A 22,847-nucleotide genomic window follows, 5' to 3' on the forward strand; every position below is an offset into this window, starting at 1 on the left:
GTATGTAGTTGATGTTGGTTATAATTTAATCAATTTGATTGTGGGTAAATCAAATTGATTAACAAATTTTATACAGAACTTATTGATAAAGTCCAAGATTTTCTTTAGCGTAAGCTTCAAATTCAGTGAAACCACCGATGTGTGCTTGGTCAATGAAGATTTGTGGCACGGTTGGGCAAGGTTTGCCTGCTGATTGTTCTAAATCGGCTTTACTCACGCCTTCTTTAATAATATCAACATAACGGTATTTAAAATCATCACGTTCATTTGCTAGTTTTTCAGCAACATCTTTAGCACGTACACAATAAGGGCAGCCTTCACGGCCAAAAATTACAGTTAACATATCGCTCTCCTCTATTTATTTACATTCATCTTAACTAATAAAAAAAATAAAAAAAGCGTAAAAAAGCGATTGGCGTGTTCAATTTTTTAGTTACTTGTCCGCAAATTTATTCCTAATTTACTCGAATAGCCCATTGAGCGCGCTGTGAACTGTGGTTGTTCATTGACCACATAATTATATTGATCAGCAAACTCATTATTTTTTTCAAAAATAATCTTGAAAACAATTTTGCCGTCCATATATAGTTTAGTGAGGACGCCTGATGGGTCCCAATTAAATAGAAGTAATTGAAATTTATATTATTAATTAAACTTTGCCTGCGCTTGTTCAATCGAAAAGCACATGCAAAATATCGCTTAAATATGAGGGTATTATTATGCGTACAGTAGATTTATCACCACTTTATCGTTCATTCATTGGCTTTGATCATTTAGCATCTTTAATGGATGCGGCAGCTCGCACTGACAAGCAGCCAAGTTTTCCTCCGTATAACATCGAAGCACTCGATCAAGACAAATATCGCATCACTATGGCTGTTGCCGGTTTTAGTGATAATGAGTTGACGATAGAGTCAGAAAATAACACTTTAAAAGTTGCTGGGATTAAAGCCAATAAAGATGATAGCGCAGAGCGCAAATTTATTCATCAAGGCATTGCTGAGCGCAACTTTGAGCGCAAATTCCAGTTAGGTGACCACGTTAAAGTACTCGGCGCAGATTTAGCCAATGGGCTACTTAGCATCGATTTGCAACGTGAGATCCCTGAAGCACTTAAACCACGTAAAATTGAAATTGGCAGTGGTAACTTACTAGAAGGCAAATAGTAGCTAAATAACCACGTTGACCTGTTTCAAGTAGCCGCCTCAGTTGAGGCGGCTTTATTTTGTTCTGCTTAAACCTCGGTTTCGCTTAGCACTATAGCTGGTGATTAATGATGTGTGGCCAAGTTAGTACTTTTATTTTTTAACTTGGCTTGCATGTCTTTTAAAGCGGCAATTTTATCAATAGCAACTTGCAGCTGCTGTTGAGGGAGGCCTTCTTGACGACCTTTTTCGAGTAAACTTTCAAGGTTAGTTATTTTTTGTTGTGCGGCTATTATAAAGCGTTGTTCAAGCTGAGTTTGCTGCTGTTCATGAAAATTGAGGTAAGCCTGATGATCGGTTAAGTCGCCTTGAAATTGATTCGCGGTGATCGGTTTTTTTGCGATGACAGGCAAATAACTCGGTGTAGTAATGGGTGGCAGTTGTTGACTGGCGTCAGTATCTTTTACTGGAGTATGGCTATCAATCGCCGCTTCAGCAGTCATATCAGGGTTAATAGCAGTCGGTGCAGACGCATTATTTATTTGTGGCGCGGGCGTTACCGGCGTTAAATCATCAGCAGCGCGGATGGGGGTTATTTCACGTTTTGGCTCAGTAGTTAAATTGATTACTAAAAAACCGATGATTGCAATGATGATTGCACTAAAATAGATAGCTTTTTTATTCATAGTTTTACTGCATTTTGTTGTTGCCAAGCCAGCCAGTTTTGCTGATAGCGTTGCTGCGCTTGGTGTTTTGCGATGGCTTTTTTAGCTTGATAACGAACTGTTTCGTCAGTAGCGCTAAAATAGTTATATTGATGACTATAACTTATTACAACTACCCATAGACCTTCAGGTGAGCGCATCACCGCTGATAATTCTCCTGCTTTTAGTGTAAAAGCCAGTTGCACAGCCCAATTGCTTTTATTTTTGCGGGTTAGTTTATTGTGATACTGAGCATAAATGTCGTTTCGATGTGATATATGTAATGCATCTTTAAAAGAGCTGGCTTTTGCTGTATTTCTAAAGTGTACTGCTTGCTCTCGATCAGTAAACGCAACGCCGTAAGCTGTTACCTCACTAAGGTATTTAAAGCGGGCTTTATTTGCCTGATAATAAGTTTTTATTTCTTTATCGGATATTTGTTGTTCAAGACTATCGAGTATTGGGCTTTGTACGTGCATCATTTCTTTGATGCCTAGCCAACTTTGAATCGAAGGCCGTAAAATATCGCCTTTTGCCAGTTCTTCTAAGTGCGCAATGCTGATCCCTTGCTTTAAAAGTAATGGTGTTGCTTTTAAAAGCAACGCATCAAATTGCTGCTTTTTTATCACTTCAGTTTTAAATAAGTCACTTTCGCCTTGGTGCAGTCGAAAACGAACTTGCATAGATAAAGGCGCAATAAACTCATAAAGATTAACGGCGGTTGTAAAGAGTTTACTGAGATCAGTGTGCTGCATTTTTTTGATTTGTTCAGCGTTGTATTGGCCATCAGCAGGGTAGTTAGGTAACACTTTCAGTAGCCACTGCATATTATATTGTGTGAGATTACCTCGTTTAACATAGCGTGTTGATAAATTGAGTTGTGAGTCAAGTATGCTCATTAAATACCGCTCAACATGGTACTGCGTGCTAAAACCTACCATAGATTGACGTTCAATCAGCTCTGGCATCAGTTGCTCAGCTTGAGATAGTAAAAACTGATTTTCAAACATTCGTCTACGCACTTCTTTAAAGCTAATATTGGTATTATCTTGCTGATAAATTTGCTGCATTAAACGCACTTCAGCATCGTTATATTGGTTAAGTGATGCTATTGTTAGGCTGCTATAAAGCAGTCCTAACAATAACAAAATGCAGGTATTCAGTGTTTTCATTGGCGTGCTACCATCGCATGGTTAAGTAAATGTATAACCATCGCAATCGCATGCGGGATCACTTGTTTTGCGGTATCTAAACGGTCGTAATGATCTTTTGAGTTCAGCACAATACCGCCTTGTGCGTAAGAAAATGCACCGCCTTGTGTTAATAAAGGGCGTACGTCTTGGCTGTTTATATCCAGTGGTGAGAATGTTTGCATGGCTTGTGTGATCAAGACCGTATCGTTTAGCTGCTCCTGATCATAGTAGTCTTTCACCCAGCTTTCCCAGCTTGCATGATTTAGAGCTGATGTGGTCCAAGTGTGATGCGGTTGTAGTAGATCAGTCGTGTGAAAAACAAATCCCAACACTTGCGGATTACCACTTTGCAGGTAGCTTTGATACCAATATTGACCCAAATTATCAATTGGCTGAAAAGGCATCTCTTCAAAGTCATCGTACATACTGTAGTTTGATTGGCTGTCAATACGGTAGTTGGCTTCAGTGATCCCATAGCTGTTGTACTTTGATGAATCTGCATTGAACCAGCCTGTTTCACCGCCTTGACCGTCATCAAGGTAGTCACCTTTTAACCAAATTGAAGCCAAGTTATCAACGATGCCCCACACCGTCAGTTTTTGGTAATTGTAACCACCAAAGTCGTTACCGTGTTGATCAGCCCCTTGGGTATGGTTTTGGAAATGCCAATAGCTGGTATATTTTACAATACTCTCAGCAGCTCCCCATATAGGTGCTTGGACACATGAGCCTATCACATTGCCACAAAAGAAGGTATCTTCAAAGTCATCCACATCATAGGCGGCTTGGCCTAGTACTTCGGCTAACTGTGTTATCGTCATATTATTTTGTTGTGCATAGCGCGTAAGTGCCGAAAATTGCGTGCTACTCGGATGTTGCTGCATATAATTTACGGCATCAATAACAATACGTTTGTGAGTTTCTTGGCTAAATGCGTTTGCTTGGCTTGCGCTGAGCAGTAATAATGCTGTTAAAAACTGTTTTTTCATCATGTTCTCATAGTGTTGTGGAGTAATTTCTAATATTAGAAAGTAGGGTCGTTACACTATAATGATAAAATAATTAAACATTTAATTAATAACATTACCTAATATGGGACTTTGGTGTTAGAGCTTTTTTACGTTATATACTTATACCCAAGCCACCTCAAGATGCAGATAATAAGAATAATACGTGTAGATTATTTGTTATGAACTCATTTGCTGCTGCGCAGCCTTGTTAATTGCAACTATGTTACTGGTATTAAATAAGTAGCTTTTCACGATGCTGTTAAACATCCTGAGTGCATAACGCCAAGCTTGCTCTAAGCTCGGCGTAAATTCCCGTCCCAAATGAATTTTCAGCGCCGCTATAAAAGCATGACACACTAAATCAACGTCCTGACAAGTAAGGCCAGATTTGCTGAGGTTATTAGCATGATAATGAATAAAAGGTAATACAGACAATAAGCTATCTAAATGGGTAATAGTGCGTTCCAATGAGCAATACAAACAATAACTTTTTTCAGTTATTACCTCACGGCTTGGCCATTGTATAGTTAGGGCATGACGTTTTAACAGCACATGAAAAGTAACTGTGAAACAGTGAAAGTTGGGTTTTATTATTGCGATACTTTGTAATAACATTTTTTGATGATGAGCAGAAATACTCATAATACGCTCTCTAAATAGCCTTAAATATGCAGGTTGCCATTAAAAACTTAGTATAGACGCTGTATTGGAAAAGGTGAGTAAATCTATAAAAATTGCGTCATAGCATACTGTATTAATGCCAGTAACTGCTTAATTTGGGGTTTTGAACTATTGCGATTACCGTGACTTGCTAAGGCAAGCTTAATCCGCTGACGGGGTCAGTCCAATATGGTGTTAAATACGTAGTTGAGTGTTTGTAATCAAAATTGGTTTAAGAAAAGTTTAGCAAAATACTATGTTGGTTTTTAAAAAAAGGCGTTTTCGGTGTGGTCATAGCGAATTGTTCTAATCTAGTTATTCTTTACCAGTTTTTGGTTGCTAATTCCAACAAGCCTCTTTATAATAGCCGCCATTGTCTAGCTCGCTTAATTAGCTAGGCAGGTATCAGATTATTTTGATACCAGTTGGCGCGGGATGGAGCAGCCTGGTAGCTCGTCGGGCTCATAACCCGAAGGTCGTCGGTTCAAATCCGGCTCCCGCAACCAAGTTTTGAGATAAGCTATTAGTTTAATTAATGTTTCTCATTGCTTGAAGCTATACTTTTGAGTAGCGATTTTAGTTACTAATTCGAAGTCGCGCATTCTATGTAATGCGCGTTTTGCGTTTAAGCCTTTGGGTTTATAGATGGTGTTAACTATCCGCAACCAAGCTTGGCCCATGGCCACACAGTTTTATGCTTTAGGTGTGACGCCCCGCTTGGTTCGGGGCGTTGTTGTATCTGCACCACTTGATTTTAACCCAAGGAATAAGCTAAGTATTTTAGGGCTATAAGCCCTTTTTTTGTTTGTATGGAGAATTTTCGTGACAAAACTTGAGCAAGATTTATTAACCATGCTTTCACCGTCAGTTGAAATGTTAGGCTTTGAATTACATGGTCTAGAGTTTGTGCAAGCGGGTCGCCATTCTACGCTTAGGGTCTATATCGATCACGAAGCGGGGATCTCGGTTGATAACTGTGCTGATGCAAGTCGTCAAATAAGCGCAATTTTAGATGTCGAAGACCCGATTACAAATGAATATGATTTGGAAGTATCGTCTCCTGGTGTTGATCGTCTATTATTCAAACAAGATCACTACGAGAAGGCGCAAGGAGAGGAAGTACGCGTGCGTACTAAACTTCCACAAGACGGTCGTCGTAATTTTAAAGGCGATCTAATAGCAGTTAGCAGTGATATGATCACACTTTCATATGACGGTACTGAGCAATTAATCATGCTAAGTAACATTGAACGTGCGAATATTATCGCAAAGTTTTAATTCGAGTGCGAAGGAATAGGGCAAGCGAGGCATAACCCATGGCAAAAGAGATATTATTGGTTGCTGAAGCCGTTTCCAATGAGAAAGCGGTTCCAAAAGAAAAGATTTTCGAAGCGTTAGAGTTCGCATTAGCGACTGCGACTAAGAAAAAACATACGGGTGAAATTGAAGTCCGTGTTGCAATTGACCGTAAAACAGGTGACTACGACACTTACCGTCGTTGGCAGATTGCTGCAGTACTTGAAGATGGCTCATTAGAGCACCCATACAGCGAAATCACGTTAGAAGCGGCTCAGGTTGATGACCCAGATATTAAGATTGGTGATTTCATTGAAGAGCAAATCGAGTCAATTAAATTTGACCGTATTACTACACAAATGGCAAAGCAAGTAATCGTACAAAAAGTACGAGAAGCTGAGCGTGCATTAGTTGTTGAAGCGTATAAGGATCAACAAGGTGAGCTGGTAACAGGTGTTGTGAAAAAAGCAACGCGTGATGCAATCGTTTTAGATTTAGGTAACAATGCTGAAGCGGTTATTTACCGTGATGACATGCTACCACGTGAAAACTTCCGTCCTGGCGACCGTATTCGTGGTTTGCTTTACGAAGTAAAACCAGATGCACGTGGTGCACAGCTATTTGTAACGCGTTCTAAGCCTGAAATGCTGATGGAATTATTCCGCATTGAGGTGCCAGAAATTGGTGAAGAAATGATTGAATTACGTGCTGCAGCGCGTGATCCAGGTTCGCGTGCTAAAATCGCCGTTAAATCTAACGACAAACGTATCGACCCTATTGGTGCTTGTGTTGGTATGCGTGGTGCTCGTGTGCAAGCTGTCTCTACCGAGTTAGGTGGTGAGCGTGTTGATATCGTACTTTACGATGATAATCCAGCGCAGTTTGTTATTAATGCTATGTCACCGGCTGAAGTTGCGTCAATCGTAATGGATGAAGACACCCATTCAATGGATATCGCTGTTGAAGCAGATAACTTAGCACAAGCAATTGGTCGTAACGGCCAAAACGTTCGTCTTGCTAGCCAGTTAACTGGTTGGGAATTGAATGTAATGACAGTTGAAGAGATGCGTACTAAGAACGAAGCTGAATCGGATAAGTTAATTAACTTATTCACAGAAAGCCTAGACATTGATGAAGATTTTGCAACGCTGCTCATCAATGAAGGTTTCTCAACCCTTGAAGAAGTTGCATACGTACCTGCGTCTGAGTTTTTAGAAATTGATGGTTTAGACGAAGATACTGTTGATTTGTTACGCTCACGCGCAAAAGATGCATTAACGACTAAAGCACTAAAAACAGAAGAAAGCCTAGACGGTGCAGAGCCTGCTGAAGACTTATTAGCACTAGAAGGATTAGAGCGTCACCTTGCGTTTGTTATGGCAAGCAAAGGTGTAGTAACGCTTGAAGATTTAGCTGAGCAAGGTATTGATGAATTAGTTGATATCACAGAAGTTTCTCCTGAAGAAGCTGGTAAGCTCATTATGGCTGCGCGTAACATTTGTTGGTTCGCAGACGAGTAATTTATTAACGGAGGTATTAGAGACTATGGCAGAAGTAAATGTTGAAAAACTAGCCGGGGATATTGGTACAACTGTCGATAAATTGCTGCAACAATTATCGCAAGCCGGTATCACTAAGCAAGCGGATGATAATGTAACTGAAGCTGAAAAAGCAACGTTACTTGATCACTTAAGCAAGCAACATGGCGGTACAGGCTCAGACGGCCCAGCACGCATGACATTACAACGTAAGAGTAAAAGCACATTAAGTGTGACGGGTTCTACCGGTCAAGCAAAATCAGTGCAAGTTGAAGTTCGTAAAACACGTACTTACGTGAAGAAAAGCGCTGTTGAGCAAGAACAAGAGCAAGCACGCATTGCAGCTGAAGAGGCTGCACGTCGTGAGCAGGAGCAACAAGCTGCAAAAGAAGCCGCTGAGCTAAAAGCAAAACAAGACGCAGAGCGTAAAGCCAAAGAAGAGGCTGACCGTAAAGCGAGAGAAGAAGCTAAACGTAAAGCCGATGCTGAACGTGCAGCAAAACAGAAGCAGATGACTCCAGAACAAAGCGCTAAATCTGAAAAAGATCGCGTTGAAGCTGAGCGTCTGCAAAAAGAAGCAGAAGAGGCCGCATTGAAGAAAGCTGAAGAAGAAGCGAAACGTCAAGCTGAAGAGGCAAGAAAGCTAGCAGAAGAAAATTCAGCTCGCTGGAAGAAAGAAGAAGAAGAACGTAAGAAGCGTGAAGAAACCGCTGATCACCACCTTACGACTTCAACTTACGCACGTGAAGCAGAAGATGTTGCTGATGCGCGTGATGAGCAAGGTACACGCCGTGCGAAGAAAAAGAAAAAAGCCCCAGCGAAAGAGAAATTCGTTTCTTCAAGAGGCAAGAAAAGCAAGCTAAAAGCACCTGCTTCACTACAACATGGTTTCCAAAAACCAACAATTGATGTGAAAAACGAAGTGCGTATTAGTGAAACAATTACAGTTGCCGAGCTTGCATCACGCATGGCTGTTAAAGGTGCTGAAGTTGTAAAAACAATGATGAAAATGGGTGACATGGTTACCATTAACCAAGTGATTGACCAAGAAGCTGCACAACTTGTCGCAGAAGAAATGGGTCACAAGGTTATTATTGTTAAAGAAAACGAATTAGAGCAAACCGTGCTTAATGACCGCCATGAAGATGGTAAGTCTGAGCCACGTGCGCCAGTAGTGACTGTAATGGGTCACGTTGACCATGGTAAAACGTCAACACTTGATTATATTCGTGAAGCAAAAGTAGCGTCTGGCGAAGCCGGCGGTATTACTCAACACATTGGTGCTTACCATGTTGATGTGAACGGCAACATGATCACCTTCTTAGATACGCCTGGTCACGCGGCATTTACATCTATGCGTGCGCGTGGTGCTAAAGCGACAGATATCGTAATCCTAGTGGTTGCAGCAGATGATGGTGTAATGCCACAAACTAAAGAAGCAGTACAGCATGCGCGTGCAGCTGGCGTGCCTTTAATCATCGCTGTTAACAAAATGGATAAAGAAGGCGTAGACCCAGATCGCGTTAAGAACGAGCTTGCTCAACTAGACGTTATTCCTGAAGAGTGGGGCGGTGATACACAATACGTGCATATCTCTGCTAAAACTGGTTTAGGTATTGATGAGCTGTTAGAAGCTGTATTAATGCAAGCTGAGTTGTTAGAGCTTACTGCACCAAGTGTAGGTATGGCGGCAGGTGTTGTAATTGAATCGCGTCTTGATAAAGGCCGTGGTCCAGTTGCTTCAGTACTTGTACAATCAGGTACGCTTAACCAAGGTGACATTGTATTATGTGGTCTTGAGTATGGCCGTGTTCGTGCAATGCGCGATGAAAACGGTAAAGACATCAAATCTGCAGGTCCTTCAATCCCCGTTGAGATTTTAGGTCTATCTGGTATTCCAGCTGCCGGTGATGAAGCAACAGTAGTTAAAGACGAGCGTAAAGCCCGTGAAGTTGCCCTTTATCGTCAAGGTAAGTTCCGCGATGTTAAACTAGCGCGTCAACAAAAAGCGAAGCTTGAAAACATGTTTACTAACATGACTGACGGCGATATCTCTGAAGTTAACGTAGTACTTAAAGCAGACGTTCAAGGTTCAATCGAAGCAATCTCTGATTCATTGACTAAACTGTCAACTGATGAAGTTAAAGTGAAGATTGTTGGTTCTGGCGTAGGTGGGATCACAGAAACTGATGCAACCCTTGCAGCAGCATCTAACGCAATCGTAGTTGGCTTTAATGTTCGTGCTGATGCTTCAGCGCGTAAAGTAATTGAGTCTGAAAACTTAGACTTACGTTACTACAGCGTTATCTACAGCTTGATTGACGAAGTGAAGCAAGCTATGTCTGGTATGTTAGCGCCTGAATTTAAGCAAGAGATCATTGGCCTAGCTGAAGTTCGTGATGTATTCAAGTCACCTAAAATTGGCGCAATCGCTGGTTGTATGGTTACTGAAGGTGTTGTTAAACGTAGCGCACCAATTCGTGTATTACGTGAAAATGTGGTTATTTACGAAGGTGAACTTGAGTCACTTCGTCGCTTTAAAGACGATGTTGCTGATGTTCGTAACGGCATGGAATGTGGTATCGGCGTTAAGAACTATAACGACGTTCGCGTTGGTGACCAAATCGAAGTATTCGAAACAGTTGAAGTACAACGTACACTTTAATTGCTCGTAAGCTAAGATAATAAATGGGGGCTTAGCCCCCATTTGTGTATTTATTATTTAAATAACTTATTTATATTTCTCAATAAGTTATAAATTCAGAGTAGAGTATAATGAGAGAGTTTTCTCGTACAGATCGTGTTGCTCAGCAAATCCAAAAAGAGATTGCTGTTATTTTGCAACGTGAAATTAAAGATCCACGTTTAGGCATGGTTACAGTATCAGCTGTAGAAGTATCACGTGATTTATCTTACGCAAAAATCTTTATTACCGTGTTTAACACCCAAGATGAAGATGCTGCAAAGCAAAGCGCTAAAGTATTAAATGAAGCCACTGGCTATATTCGCTCGTTATTGGGCAAGCGTATTCGTGCTCGTATTATGCCTGAGCTTAAATTCGTGGTTGATAACTCACTAATGGAAGGGATGCGCATCTCTAACTTAGTAGACTCAGTTATCCGTGAAGATAATGCAAAGCATGTACCTGATGCGGATGATGCAGGTAGCCAAGGTCAAACAGATAGCGAAGAAGGCACAAATACAGATGGCAAAGCGCAGTAAAGGCCGCCCAGTTGACGGTATTTTGTTGTTAAACAAAGCAATAGGCATTTCATCAAATAAAGCGTTACAGCAAGCTAAAAGTGTGTATTTTGCACAAAAAGCGGGGCACACCGGTGCCCTTGACCCTTTAGCCACCGGCATGCTGCCAATTTGTTTTGGTGAAGCCACTAAGTTTACCCAGTTTTTACTCGATACTGATAAAACCTATGTGGTACGCGCTAAATTAGGTGAAAGAACAACAACATCAGATTCTGATGGCGAGATTGTTAGCACTAAAGGTGTCAATGTGACGGCTGAGCAGCTTAATGCAGAAATTACTAAGTTTTTAGGTGAATCAGATCAATACCCGTCAATGTATTCAGCGCTAAAGTATCAAGGCAAACCGTTATATAAATATGCGCGTGAAGGCATTGAAGTCCCGCGCAAGTGTCGAAAAATCAATGTATTTAGTTTAACGCTTGATGAGTTTGATGAAGCGAACAACGAAGTGCAAATGACTGCTCATGTATCTAAGGGCACCTACATCCGCACTATTGTTGACGATTTAGGTGAAAACCTGGGTTGTGGCGCGCATGTTATTATGCTTCACCGCTCTGCTGTTGGTCATTACCCAGTGGATAAAATGGTGTCACTTGAGCAGTTAGAAGAGTTACTTGCTAAAGCGAAAGAGCAAGATTTAAGCCCGTCTACTTACCTTGATGAACTGTTATTACCAATGGATACCGCTTTAGTTGATTTACCTGTGGTTGAGCTCAGTAAAGAACAAGGGATTTCATTCAGTCATGGTCAGGCGGTTGTGCTTGATATTGAACTGCCAGAAGGCGCAATTAAAGTGCTCGCTGATGGTGTATTTATTGGTACTGGAGAAAGAAATCCTGATGGCCATTTAAAGTCAAAACGCGGCTTGTCAAATCAGCAAGAAACAACAACGTAAAGTTTAGCTTGTAGTTATTGTCGTAGCTGGTAGAATACGCCCGCTAAACGTTTTGGCTGAATTAGTGATCGGCTAAGACACCTTTTAAATTTTATTTTTGGAGTTACTATGTCACTAAGCAATCAAGAAAAGATCGATATCATCGCAAAATTCGCACGTGCAGAGGGCGACACTGGTTCACCTGAAGTACAAGTTGCACTTCTTACTTTTGATATCAACAAGCTTCAAGGTCACTTTGCTGATCACAAGCATGACTTCCACTCACGTCGTGGTCTGCTTCGTAAAGTAAGCACTCGCCGTAAACTGCTTGATTACCTAAAAGGTAAAGACATTGCACGTTATACTGCGTTAATCCAAGAACTTGGCCTACGTCGCTAAGAACTAGATTTCATAAAAAGGAGCTTGTTAGCTCCTTTTTTTGTGCCTGAAATTTGTCACAGGTTTTGCTGCTTTTATCCTAAAATGCTTGAAAAACAAGCTTAAATCCCCACCATTACATACAGCAATGTATTCAAGTAACAAGAGCATTATAATCTGGTTGCTGGACTCGCATTTTTACGTTGCTTTGGTATATACTATGCGCGTAGATAAAAAGGTTTATCTACGGTTATTTACATCATTGCCAATTGTAGTACTTAATTGATTTCCAACTGAATACAATTATGTACTGTAATTGGTACTTTGATGGAACACTTATTTACATTTAAAGGATATTTTAAGTGCAAGCAATTATTAAAGAATTTCAACTAGGTCAACATACAGTTACCCTAGAAACAGGTGCTATTGCGCGTCAAGCAGATGGCGCAGTACTAGCAAGCATTGGTGATACATCAGTATTAGTAACGGTTGTTGGTAAGCGTGAAGCACAACCTGGCCAAGATTTTTTCCCACTAACTGTTAACTACCAAGAGCGTATGTACGCTGCAGGTCGTATCCCTGGTGGTTTCTTAAAGCGTGAAGGTCGTCCAAACGACGGTGAAACACTTATTGCACGTCTTATTGACCGTCCAATTCGTCCACTTTTCCCAAATGGTTTTGTAAACGAAGTACAAGTTATTGCAACTGTTGTTTCTGTTAACCCTGAGATCCAACCTGATATGGTTGCGATGATTGGTACTTCAGCAGCACTTGCTATCTCTGGTATTCCATTCAGTGGCCCAATTGGTGCAGCGCGTGTTGGTTACATCAATAACGAATACGTACTTAACCCAACGCTAAAAGAGCTTGAAGAAAGCCAACTTGATTTAGTTGTTGCTGGTACTGATAACGCAGTACTTATGGTTGAATCAGAAGCTGACGTACTTGCAGAAGACGTTATGCTAGGTGCAGTTGTATACGGCCATGAGCAATCTCAAGCTATCATCAACGCAATCAACGAATTTAAAGCAGAAGCTGGCAAGCCTACATGGGATTGGTCTGCTCCTGAGAAAAATGTTGCTTTAGAAGATAAAGTAGCAGCAATCGCAGCTGATAAAGTAGGCGAAGCTTACCGCATCACTGATAAAGTGGCTCGTAAAGAAGCACTTGGCGTAGCTAAAGACGAAGTTGTTGCGGTATTAACTGCTGAACTTGCTGAAGGCGAAACGCTTGATAAGCAAGAAATAGGTAAAGTATTCGGTTCACTTGAGAAGAAAATCGTTCGTGGTCGCATCACTGCTGGCGAAAAACGTATCGATGGTCGTGAACCAGATATGATCCGTGCACTTGACGTAATGACTGGCGTATTGCCACGTACTCACGGCTCAGCAATCTTTACCCGTGGTGAAACTCAAGCACTTGTCACTGCTACACTTGGTACAGAACGTGATTCACAGTTAATCGACGATTTAACGGGCACACACAAAAACCACTTTATGCTTAACTACAACTTCCCTCCGTTCTGCGTAGGTGAAACTGGTTTTGTTGGTTCTCCTAAGCGTCGTGAAATCGGCCACGGTAACTTAGCTAAACGTGGTATTGCAGCTGTAATGCCAACGTTAACTGAGTTCCCTTACTCAATCCGTGTTGTATCTGAAATCACTGAATCAAACGGTTCATCTTCAATGGCTTCTGTTTGTGGTACGTCACTTGCGTTAATGAACGCGGGTGTACCAATTAAAGCGTCTGTTGCGGGTATCGCGATGGGTCTAGTTAAAGAAGACGAGAAATTCGTGGTTCTTTCTGACATCTTAGGTGATGAAGATCACTTAGGTGACATGGACTTTAAAGTAGCCGGTACTGCTGCAGGTATTACTGCACTACAAATGGATATCAAGATTGAAGGTATCACGCAAGAAATCATGCAAATTGCGCTTAAACAAGCAAAAGCTGCACGTTTACACATTTTAGGTGTGATGGACGAAGCGATTTCTGCACCATCTGAAGAGCTTTCAATGTTTGCTCCACGTATCTACACAATGAAGATACCACAGAAGAAAATCGCAGAAGTTATCGGTAAAGGTGGCGCGACTATTCGTCAACTTACTGAAGAGACAGGTACTACGATTGAAATTGGTGATGACGGTACAATCAAAATTGCAGCAACAGACGGCGAAAGTGCAGCAAATGCAATCAGCCGCATTGAGCAATTAACAGCTGAACTAGAAGTAGGTACTATCTACGAAGGTAAAGTTGTACGTATCGTTGATTTCGGTGCGTTTGTAAACATTCTTCCTGGTAAAGATGGCCTAGTGCATATCTCTCAGATCAGTACTGAGCGCGTAAATAACGTGACAGATCACCTATCTGAAGGTCAAGAAGTTAAAGTTAAAGTACTAGAAGTAGACCGTCAAGGTCGCGTACGTTTAAGTATCAAAGAAGCAATGGAAGCGGCGGCACCTTCAGCTGATGCGCCAACTGATGCTTAATTGTTGATATTTAATCCAGATATTCTCTGGATAATATAAAAAGGGGCTGTATAGCCTCTTTTTTTATGCTTTAATGAAACCTCTTTGGATAGCACTTGTCTTATCTGTTTGCTACTTATCTTGGTATAAAGGATTTTAATGATACTTAAACACATAGCCTTGGCATCGTTTGCTATTCTGTCTTTAAGCGCCTGTCAATCTACTTCGCAAGCACAACCGACTGCGATTGTGAATGTGCCTTTCACTGCGCCTTTAGCGTCTGATTTTCGTAGTGAAATAGCGATAGCTCGTTATTCTGAATTATTAAATCGTGCTGATCTAACACCAGATCAACAAGCAAAATTATTTTATGACCGTGGCGTATTATTTGATAGTTTAGGTATGGCTACCTTAGCGCGGATTGATTTTAATCGTGCCGTACAAATGAAACCAGATCTCGCCGAAGTGTATAACTTTTTAGGTATTCACCATACCTTGATGCAACAATTTGAAAAAGCATATGAATTTTTTGATTCAGCGTTAGAACTCAATGAGCAACACGAATATGCCTACTTAAATCGTGGTATTGCTCTTTACTATGGCGATAGAGCAAATCTTGCTGCGACTGATCTTAAAGAGTTTTTATCACGTTCGCCCAGTGATCCTTACCGGGTATTATGGCTTTATTTAGCGCAAGCAAGCGTTGATCCTGTGCAAGCTTTAGCAAACTTAAAAAGCAACGCACAAGGGCTGGATGATAGCCAGTGGGCGTATAGTTTAATATCACTTTATTTGGGTGATATGAGCGAGCAGAGCTTTTTAACAAGTCTTGCCGATGGTGTGAAAACTGAGCAAGAATATGCGCAGCGGCTATGCGAGGCTTACTTTTATTTAGCCAAAATATATCAAGCTAAAGGACTTGATTATCAAGCCGCAGATTTTTTTCGTTTAGCACTTGCCACCAATGTGCATGAGTTTGTGGAATATAAATATGCCCGTTTAGAGCTTGAGTTAATGGCTGGTGAAAACGACAGTTAAGTTATTTATTAGCGTTGTTGTTATGCTGAGTTTGGGGTATTTACCAAGCTCAGTAAATCAGCATCGTGATGTTGCCTTTTGGCATGTAAAACATACCCCAGATTCTATTCTTATTAGTTATTATCGTTTTATTGACGATTTTAATGCTCAGCTAAATTCATTGACTGATACTACTCTATACTTATTAGCTGTAAATGCCGTTACGGATGCACAATTTGCTTGGGCACTGCGGTTATTAAATAATGAAAAGCCACAAGCGGCTTTACCTTTTTGGCGTGTTAGCGTGGCTCAGCAAAGTGTTGATAAGCGCCGGAAACTCAGTGCATTGTTACTGCAATCAGAACGTTGGGATGATTTAACATCACTGGCAGAGCAACACCTTTTGCCTGTCAGTTATGTTGCAGAGCATTTTAAATTGCAGCGCAAAGTAGCGCCGCAGCAGATTGAGACCGCTTTTGCTAATGATGAAGGGTTCTTACTGGCTTTTTCACAGCTTGAAGCAACGCCTCAATGTCAGTTTAATGTATTAATGATGACAGATCATCGCCAAGGTATTGCACAACTTAATGCATTTAAAATTCGTTATCAACAGCAACCCCAACCGAGCTCCGACAGCTTTTGTTTTAGTAAACCTATTTATTTAGGGGACACCATAAACTGCCAACAGCAGCTAAGCTCGGCAGCTAAATGTGACTGGCGGCCTTTAATCGCAGAGAAAAGTTGGCCTACAGGTTTTGATTTTATTGTGATGATGACGCAGAGCGGCTCAGGCAATGTGCAAGGTGGCATAATGCACTTAAACTCTGCAAGTAATTATGGCTTATTTTTACATGAGTTGATGCACTTTAACGGCTTTGAAGATGAGTATGCGTTACCCGCAATGAAGCAAGCGTGGTTATGTAATCAAAAAGGCTTGGTGGCGCCTAACCTTTTTATTGCCAATGATCTTACACCACCGGCTGGCTGGCAGCTAAGTGATAGTTGTCAAACACCAATCAAGGCATATAAACCAAGTAATAACTGGTCAATTATGCAATATCAACACATCCCTTTGTCAGTGCACTATCAACAATTATGGTTGCAACACATTACTGATCCGAGCTATCAGCCAGTACGATTTAGCGACTATTTTCAGCAATTTAAAGTACCTACGAACTTTATAAACAGAATGACAAAAAAAAATATTGAGGGATAAAGTTGTAAATAATATGCTGTCAGCACTAAAATAGTACAAAATAGCAGCAGGTAGGAGGGCTTACTATAGACAAAATCCTCCCTGATCAGTATAACTGTATATCTATAAAGCGTTTATTGAAGCTAAAATTAAAACCATCCGAAATGACCAGTACTAAACTAAAACTAACTAGCAGTGTATTGATACTCTTATGACTTCAAAAGGTTTCTCTGTATGACTTTGCTCTGGATACCCTTGTTATCCTTAATTGGCAGTGTTATTTCTTCCTGCACCGGCAAATTGACTCGTAATCAATCTACGAGCTTAACTATGCTAACGCCTTTATGCGCCTTAGCAATTGCGATTTATCACACGCCAGCGGTTTTAGCGGGTGAGACTATTCGCTTTACCACACAATGGATCCCAGCTTTGGGTATGGAGCTGGCTTTTCGTTTAGATGGTTTAAGTTTATTGTTTATCTTTATGATCTTAGGAATAGGGTTGCTGGTTATTTTTTATACCCGTTATTACCTAAGTAATAATGACTCGATGCCAAAATTATATTGTTACTTAATGCTGTTTATGACTGCAATGCTCGGTATTGTGATGTCAAATAACGTGATTCAACTATGGCTTTTTTGGGAATTAACTAGTATCAGCTCATTTTTGTTAATCAGTTTTTGGTGGCATAAATCAGAAGCCCGCAAAGGGGCGCGTATGGCATTAGCAGTCACTGGAGCCGGTGGATTGGCTCTGCTAGGTGGCTTATTACTGCTCGGTGATATTGTTGGTAGCTATGATCTAGACGTTATTTTAGCTAGTAAAACCTTGATCCAATCACATGACTTATACGAAGTAGCATTAGTGTTGGTATTGCTAGGTGCATTCACTAAATCAGCTCAATTCCCATTTCATTTTTGGTTACCCCATGCAATGGCTGCCCCAACGCCAGTGAGTGCCTATTTACATTCAGCGACTATGGTAAAAGCAGGTATCTTCCTACTTGCACGTTTTTATCCAGCATTAGCAGGAACAGATATCTGGTTTATTTTGGTTGCTATGACCGGCTTAACTACGTTATTGGTTGGCGCCTACATCGCTTTATTTAAGCATGATTTAAAAGGACTACTGGCGTATTCAACCATTAGCCATTTAGGTTTGATCACTTTATTACTCGGGTTAGATACTGAACTTGCTACAGTGGCAGCAATATTTCATATTATTAACCATGCAACGTTTAAAGCGTCATTATTTATGGCTACCGGTATTCTTGATCATGAAACAGGTACGCGAGATATGCGCAAGCTCAATGGTATGTGGCGATTTATGCCTTACACCGCTACTCTGGCAATGGTTGCCGCAGCGGCAATGGCTGGGGTGCCGTTATTAAATGGCTTCTTGTCAAAAGAGATGTTTTTTGCAGAAACCTTGCATCAACAAATACTTGGTTCTATGTCGTGGCTTATTCCTGTATTAGCAACTCTAGCAGCTGCTTTTTCTGTGGCATATTCGGCACGCTTTATTCACGATGTATTCTTCAATGGCGACCCAATCAATTTACCAAAAACACCGCATGAACCTCCTCGTTATATGCGCGTGCCAATCGAAATACTGGTTGTGTTGTGTTTATTAGTCGGTATGTTTCCAAGCTTTGTGGTGGATGGCATTTTGTCGGCGGCGTCGCTAGCCGTTCTTGGGGAAGCGGCACCACAGTTTAAGTTGTCAATTTGGCATGGCTTTAATTTACCATTGCTTATGAGTGCTATGGCTGTCGTGGGCGGTGTATTTATATATATTCAGCGTAAGCACCTATTCAAGTTTCAAGCGTCATTACCCCCATTAAATGCTAAAAAGACCTTTGAACGGTTTTTGTATGTCATTATTAAGTGGAGTCAAGCAAAAATCAGCAGCACCGAAAATGGCTCTTTGCAACGTTACATTGTTGTGATGTTGGGTGTGGTATTATTGTGCGCTGGTTGGCCACTGTTTGAAATGAACGCTTTGGCGGGTAGTGCGCCACGTACGCCGATTGATTTTCATAATGCCATTGGTGCAGGTTTAATGATTATCGGTGCCATTAGTACTGTGATCTGGCATCGCTCTCGGGTGGTATCGTTATTGATGATATCGATCGTAGGGTTAATGGTTTCAGTGGCATTTACACGCTTTTCAGCGCCCGATTTAGCGCTTACTCAGTTAACTGTAGAGGTAGTGACAGTCATTTTATTAATGCTAGCATTATTCTTCTTACCGCAACGCACCCCCAAAGAGTCGAGCTCATTACGTATTTTACGTGATTTAGGGATTGCCTCAGCAGTGGGGGTGGTTATTGCCAGTATTTGTTATGCATTATTAACGCGTCCGCTTGAGTCAATTTCAGATTTCTTTATTGCCAATGCAAAAACTGGCGGCGGTGGTACTAATGTCGTTAATGTTATTTTGGTTGATTTCAGAGGTTTTGATACCCTAGGAGAAATCACGGTACTGGGTATTGCAGCGTTAGGTATTTATAAAGTATTAACTAATCTACCATTGTTTATGCCAGCCAGCGACAGTGAGGGTCGCCCTTGGGCGCGAGAACGCCATCCACTGTTATTAGCCAGTATTTCACAAAGTTTATTGCCATTGGCGTTATTGGTTTCTGCATATATCTTCTTGCGCGGTCATAATTTACCTGGTGGGGGCTTTATTGCTGGGTTAGTCACTGCCATTGCCTTTATTTTGCAATATATGGCTCATGGTTCAATTTGGATTTCTGAGCGTTTTGATGTGAACTATCGAAAGATCATCGCCTCGGGTATTGCCATTGCAATGTTAACAGGGCTAGGAAGTTGGGCGTTTGGACGACCGTTTTTAACTACCTGGTTTGAATATTTTGATGTGCCATTTATCGGCAAAGTGGAATTGGCCAGTGCCATCGTATTTGATTTAGGTGTTTACATGACCGTAGTTGGCGCGACCTTAATGATACTCGCAAGCCTAGGTAAGTTAACCGCAGATACACCTAAGAAAGAGGTAAATATTTAATGGAACTGTTATACGCATCATGCGTTGGTGTATTGGTGACTTGTGGGGTGTACTTGATCCTAAGAGCACGAACTTTTCCGGTAGTATTAGGGTTAACGATGCTGTCATACGCAGTGAACTTATTTTTATTCTCTGCAGGGCGTTTAACTATTAATAAAGCCGCCGTGCTTGGTACTGGCACTGACTATGCCGATCCGCTGCCGCAAGCTTTAGTTTTGACTGCTATTGTAATTGGTTTTGCAATGACCGCCTTTGTGGTAATTTTGGCAATTCGTGGTCGTGCCGATTTAGGCAATGATCATGTAGATGGTCACTTAGGTAAAGCAGAACACAAGGAGCACAAATGATCCAGCATCTAGCTTCTTGGCCAATTTTATTACCTATGCTTGGCGGCATTATTTTACTGTTACCTCCTTGTGGCAAAAGCATTCCAATTCGTCGTGTAGCCTCTGTCGTCATGGCATTATTAAGTACCTTAGTTAGTGCGCTATTATTATGGCAAGTTTTCCAGTCAGGCATTATTGTGTATGCCATCGGCGGCTGGCAAGCGCCATTTGGGATCGTACTAGTTGCTGATTTAGTGTCAGTCTTACTGGTGTTATTAACGTCATTTCTAGGTTTGGCTGTTACTGTTTACAGCTGTATGGGAGATGATGAAAAAGGGGGCTTTTTTCATCCTTTAGTGCACTTTTTGGTACTGGGTGTTAACGGTGCGTTTTTAACAGGGGATTTATTCAACCTGTTTGTATTTTTTGAAGTACTGTTAATTGCTTCCTATTCATTACTAATGCATGACGGTGATAAACACAAAACACGATCGGCCATTCAATACGTGAGTTTAAACCTGATTGGTTCGAGTGTGTTTTTGATTGCTCTGGGTATTTTATATGGTGTATTAGGCACGTTGAATATTGCTGATATGGCACAAAAAGTGTCGCTGTTACAGGGCGATGACGTCTACCTTGCAAAAATTGGTGGGTTATTACTGCTGGTTGTTTTTGCGTTAAAAGGTGCATTGTTACCACTGCACTTATGGTTACCCAATACTTACGCCAGTGCAATGCCTGTGGTGGCAGCGTTATTCGCAATTATGACTAAAGTGGGTGTATATGCAATGCTGCGTGTCTATACCGTTATCTTTGGTGATGAAGCAGGGCAACTTGCACACATGGCACAACCTTGGTTGTGGGGTCTGGCTGTTGCAACTATTATAGTTGGCTCTATTGGTGTTGTTGCCGCGCAAGATTTACGCAAGCTCACTGCTAATTTAGTGGTTGTATCGGTGGGGACGTTAGTGGCGTTAGTCGCATTGCAAAACATTAATGCCACAGCGGCACTGTTGTATTACTTAGTGCATTCAACCTTCGTGTGCGCGGCCTTGTTTTTAGTGGCTGATCTGATTGCTCATCAGCGTGGTAAAGTTGCGGATCGTTTAGCGCCAGGACGCGGTGTAGCGCAACCATACTTATTAGGCGTGTGTTTTATTATTGCTGCTTTAGCAGTAGTAGGCATGCCACCACTGTCAGGGTTTGTTGGTAAAATATGGATTTTAAAAACTACCTTAGATAGCGAAAAAGCATTACTATTTTGGCCTGTTTACTTGCTTGCCAGCTTTGCATTATTAGTCGCATTATCTCGAGCGGGTACTACCTTATTTTGGGAACGAAAACATCAAGACTGTGAACCGACAGAAGGAGTAAAAGCGCATCCATTGCAGGTCACGGCAATAATTGCTTTATTAGTTTGTTCGCCTTTGTTAGTGATCTTTGGCGCCGTAGTAAGTGAATATATGATTGCTGCTGCTACGCAATTGCATGATATTACTGGCGGTATCAAGACGGTACTTGGAGAGGGCTTATAATGCGTTTAGAATCACGTTTTCGTTGGTTACCAACACCTTTTCGCAGTGCATTATTGTTTGTCGTATGGCTGCTACTCAATAACAGCGTATCGGCTGGCCATTTAGTGTTGGCCGTGATATTCGCTATTTTAATTCCTTTAGTTAGTTTTCCATTTCGTGAACCGCAACCGCTTATTATTAAGCCCGGTTTAGCGCTAAAGCAGTTAATTATCGTGATGTACGATATTATTACCGCCAATATGCAAGTTGCATTGCTTATCTTAGGGCCAGTTAAAAAGCTGCGTCCCGCATTTGTAAAAGTACCAATAGAGCTTAGTCATGCCATGCCGATCACTATTTTGGCAAGCACAGTGTCGCTTACACCAGGCACCGTAAGTGCTGAGGTATACCCAATACCTGAATCTCTCGCTGAGGGTGAGCAACCAATGCAGCGTTATTTGCTTATTCATGTATTAGATTTAGATGACGAACAAGCGTTGATCAACACCATTAAACAGCGTTACGAAGCACCACTGAAGGAGATATTTCAATGTTAGAAACAGTCTTTTTAATTGTTTTTGCAATGATTGGTTTATCGCTATTACTTAACTTATGGCGTTTAGTGGTCGGCCCTTCAGTACCTGATCGCATTTTAGCGCTAGATACTATGTATATTAATACCATAGCATTAATTATTTTATACGGTATGAGTATGGGCACAGGACTGTATTTTGAAGCTGCACTGTTAATCGCGATGCTGGGCTTTGTAAGTACAGTAGCGGTATGTAAGTACTTGTTACGTGGCGATATCATCGAATAAAGGGTAATAACATGATCAGTGAATGGATAGTCTCTATATTATTATTAATTGGTGGTGCATTTATTTTAATAGGCTCGGTAGGCCTTATCAAAATGCCGGATTTTTTTATGCGCCTGCATGGTCCTACAAAAGCCACAACCCTTGGCATGGCTGGAATGCTCATCGCTGCAATGATATTTTTTAGCAACACGCAAGATGGCGTTAGTGTCAAAGAGTTATTGATCTCAATTTTCTTATTGATCACCGCACCGATCAGCGGTTATATGCTGATAAAATCAGCAATCCACCATAAACTCAAAGCTAAAGACGGCACCAAAGGCTTAGATAACATCGAAGACGATTAATACAACTTGAAATAATGATCATTTTTTAGATTGTTTAAAGCTACATATGAAACAATTGTTTAGTACTAAAGTTAGTG

Annotated in this window: 21 protein-coding genes and 1 tRNA gene; 17 read left to right on the plus strand and 5 right to left on the minus strand. The window is 41.1% G+C overall.

Annotated features, from left to right (window positions below):
* Nucleotides 1-79: 79 nt before the first annotated feature.
* Nucleotides 80-343 carry a GrxA family glutaredoxin gene (locus HHO47_RS10375; protein ID WP_149983014.1) on the minus strand — a complete coding sequence of 88 codons (264 nt, stop codon included), beginning with the start codon at nucleotides 341-343 and terminating at the stop codon, nucleotides 80-82.
* 376 nt (nucleotides 344-719) lie between these two features.
* Here HHO47_RS10375 and HHO47_RS10380 point away from each other — a divergent pair, with 376 nt between their 5' ends.
* Nucleotides 720-1,166 (plus strand): Hsp20 family protein, encoded by a 447-nt coding sequence (locus HHO47_RS10380; protein WP_169020247.1) that lies wholly within the window; start codon nucleotides 720-722, stop codon nucleotides 1,164-1,166.
* Nucleotides 1,167-1,270: 104 nt separating this feature from the next.
* Here the strand turns inward: HHO47_RS10380 and HHO47_RS10385 are convergent, their stop codons facing one another.
* From HHO47_RS10385 to HHO47_RS10400, 4 genes are all read right to left on the minus strand, one after another.
* Nucleotides 1,271-1,831 carry a hypothetical protein gene (locus HHO47_RS10385; protein ID WP_169020248.1) on the minus strand — a complete coding sequence of 187 codons (561 nt, stop codon included), beginning with the start codon at nucleotides 1,829-1,831 and terminating at the stop codon, nucleotides 1,271-1,273.
* The gene (locus HHO47_RS10390; RefSeq protein ID WP_169020249.1) at nucleotides 1,828-3,021 is read right to left on the minus strand and encodes a peptidyl-prolyl cis-trans isomerase; all 1,194 of its coding nucleotides are present in this window, start codon (nucleotides 3,019-3,021) and stop codon (nucleotides 1,828-1,830) included. The genes HHO47_RS10385 and HHO47_RS10390 overlap by 4 nt, the downstream gene beginning before the upstream one ends.
* A complete protein-coding gene (locus tag HHO47_RS10395; RefSeq protein WP_169020305.1) occupies nucleotides 3,018-4,031 on the minus strand; it encodes a phospholipase in 1,014 nt (337 codons plus the stop codon). The genes HHO47_RS10390 and HHO47_RS10395 overlap by 4 nt, the downstream gene beginning before the upstream one ends.
* A 198-nt stretch (nucleotides 4,032-4,229) precedes the next feature.
* Entirely contained in the window at nucleotides 4,230-4,694 is a 465-nt protein-coding gene (locus HHO47_RS10400) for a globin (protein ID WP_169020250.1), read from the minus strand.
* Nucleotides 4,695-5,141: 447 nt separating this feature from the next.
* Between HHO47_RS10400 and HHO47_RS10405 the strand changes: the two genes are divergently transcribed.
* From HHO47_RS10405 to HHO47_RS10480, 16 genes are all read left to right on the plus strand, one after another.
* A tRNA-Met gene (locus HHO47_RS10405) sits at nucleotides 5,142-5,218 on the plus strand.
* 316 nt (nucleotides 5,219-5,534) lie between these two features.
* Complete coding sequence (rimP, locus tag HHO47_RS10410) at nucleotides 5,535-5,990, plus strand: ribosome maturation factor RimP (RefSeq protein ID WP_145240432.1); 456 nt, start codon at nucleotides 5,535-5,537, stop codon at nucleotides 5,988-5,990.
* Between the two features lie 38 nt (nucleotides 5,991-6,028).
* Entirely contained in the window at nucleotides 6,029-7,528 is a 1,500-nt protein-coding gene (gene nusA, locus HHO47_RS10415) for a transcription termination factor NusA (protein WP_169020251.1), read from the plus strand.
* 25 nt (nucleotides 7,529-7,553) lie between these two features.
* Complete coding sequence (gene infB / locus HHO47_RS10420; protein ID WP_169020252.1) at nucleotides 7,554-10,211, plus strand: translation initiation factor IF-2; 2,658 nt, start codon at nucleotides 7,554-7,556, stop codon at nucleotides 10,209-10,211.
* Nucleotides 10,212-10,321: 110 nt separating this feature from the next.
* Nucleotides 10,322-10,768 carry a 30S ribosome-binding factor RbfA gene (rbfA, locus tag HHO47_RS10425; RefSeq protein ID WP_169020253.1) on the plus strand — a complete coding sequence of 149 codons (447 nt, stop codon included), beginning with the start codon at nucleotides 10,322-10,324 and terminating at the stop codon, nucleotides 10,766-10,768.
* Nucleotides 10,752-11,702: a tRNA pseudouridine(55) synthase TruB gene (gene truB / locus HHO47_RS10430; protein WP_169020254.1), complete on the plus strand. Its 951-nt coding sequence runs from the start codon at nucleotides 10,752-10,754 to the stop codon at nucleotides 11,700-11,702. The genes rbfA and truB overlap by 17 nt, the downstream gene beginning before the upstream one ends.
* A 108-nt stretch (nucleotides 11,703-11,810) precedes the next feature.
* Nucleotides 11,811-12,080: a 30S ribosomal protein S15 gene (gene rpsO / locus HHO47_RS10435; protein ID WP_016707659.1), complete on the plus strand. Its 270-nt coding sequence runs from the start codon at nucleotides 11,811-11,813 to the stop codon at nucleotides 12,078-12,080.
* 341 nt (nucleotides 12,081-12,421) lie between these two features.
* Nucleotides 12,422-14,548 (plus strand): polyribonucleotide nucleotidyltransferase, encoded by a 2,127-nt coding sequence (gene pnp / locus HHO47_RS10440; RefSeq protein ID WP_169020255.1) that lies wholly within the window; start codon nucleotides 12,422-12,424, stop codon nucleotides 14,546-14,548.
* Between the two features lie 138 nt (nucleotides 14,549-14,686).
* Nucleotides 14,687-15,565, plus strand: coding sequence for a lipoprotein NlpI (gene nlpI / locus HHO47_RS10445; protein ID WP_169020256.1), 879 nt, complete (start codon nucleotides 14,687-14,689; stop codon nucleotides 15,563-15,565).
* Nucleotides 15,549-16,760, plus strand: a complete 1,212-nt coding sequence (locus HHO47_RS10450; RefSeq protein WP_169020257.1) for a hypothetical protein — start codon at nucleotides 15,549-15,551, stop codon at nucleotides 16,758-16,760. Before nlpI ends, HHO47_RS10450 begins: the two co-directional genes overlap by 17 nt.
* Nucleotides 16,761-16,973: 213 nt before the next feature.
* Nucleotides 16,974-19,766: a monovalent cation/H+ antiporter subunit A gene (locus tag HHO47_RS10455; protein WP_169020258.1), complete on the plus strand. Its 2,793-nt coding sequence runs from the start codon at nucleotides 16,974-16,976 to the stop codon at nucleotides 19,764-19,766.
* Entirely contained in the window at nucleotides 19,766-20,113 is a 348-nt protein-coding gene (locus HHO47_RS10460) for a Na+/H+ antiporter subunit C (protein WP_169020259.1), read from the plus strand. The genes HHO47_RS10455 and HHO47_RS10460 overlap by 1 nt, the downstream gene beginning before the upstream one ends.
* Nucleotides 20,110-21,627 (plus strand): monovalent cation/H+ antiporter subunit D, encoded by a 1,518-nt coding sequence (locus HHO47_RS10465; RefSeq protein WP_169020260.1) that lies wholly within the window; start codon nucleotides 20,110-20,112, stop codon nucleotides 21,625-21,627. Before HHO47_RS10460 ends, HHO47_RS10465 begins: the two co-directional genes overlap by 4 nt.
* Nucleotides 21,627-22,163 (plus strand): Na+/H+ antiporter subunit E, encoded by a 537-nt coding sequence (locus HHO47_RS10470; protein WP_169020261.1) that lies wholly within the window; start codon nucleotides 21,627-21,629, stop codon nucleotides 22,161-22,163. The genes HHO47_RS10465 and HHO47_RS10470 overlap by 1 nt, the downstream gene beginning before the upstream one ends.
* Nucleotides 22,157-22,426, plus strand: a complete 270-nt coding sequence (locus tag HHO47_RS10475) for a K+/H+ antiporter subunit F (RefSeq protein ID WP_016707651.1) — start codon at nucleotides 22,157-22,159, stop codon at nucleotides 22,424-22,426. Before HHO47_RS10470 ends, HHO47_RS10475 begins: the two co-directional genes overlap by 7 nt.
* Nucleotides 22,427-22,437: 11 nt before the next feature.
* Nucleotides 22,438-22,770 (plus strand): Na+/H+ antiporter subunit G, encoded by a 333-nt coding sequence (locus HHO47_RS10480; protein WP_169020262.1) that lies wholly within the window; start codon nucleotides 22,438-22,440, stop codon nucleotides 22,768-22,770.
* The last annotated feature ends 77 nt before the right edge of the window (nucleotides 22,771-22,847 follow it).

It is taken from the genome of Pseudoalteromonas arctica (assembly GCF_012927645.1).
Classification (GTDB): domain Bacteria; phylum Pseudomonadota; class Gammaproteobacteria; order Enterobacterales; family Alteromonadaceae; genus Pseudoalteromonas; species Pseudoalteromonas arctica_A.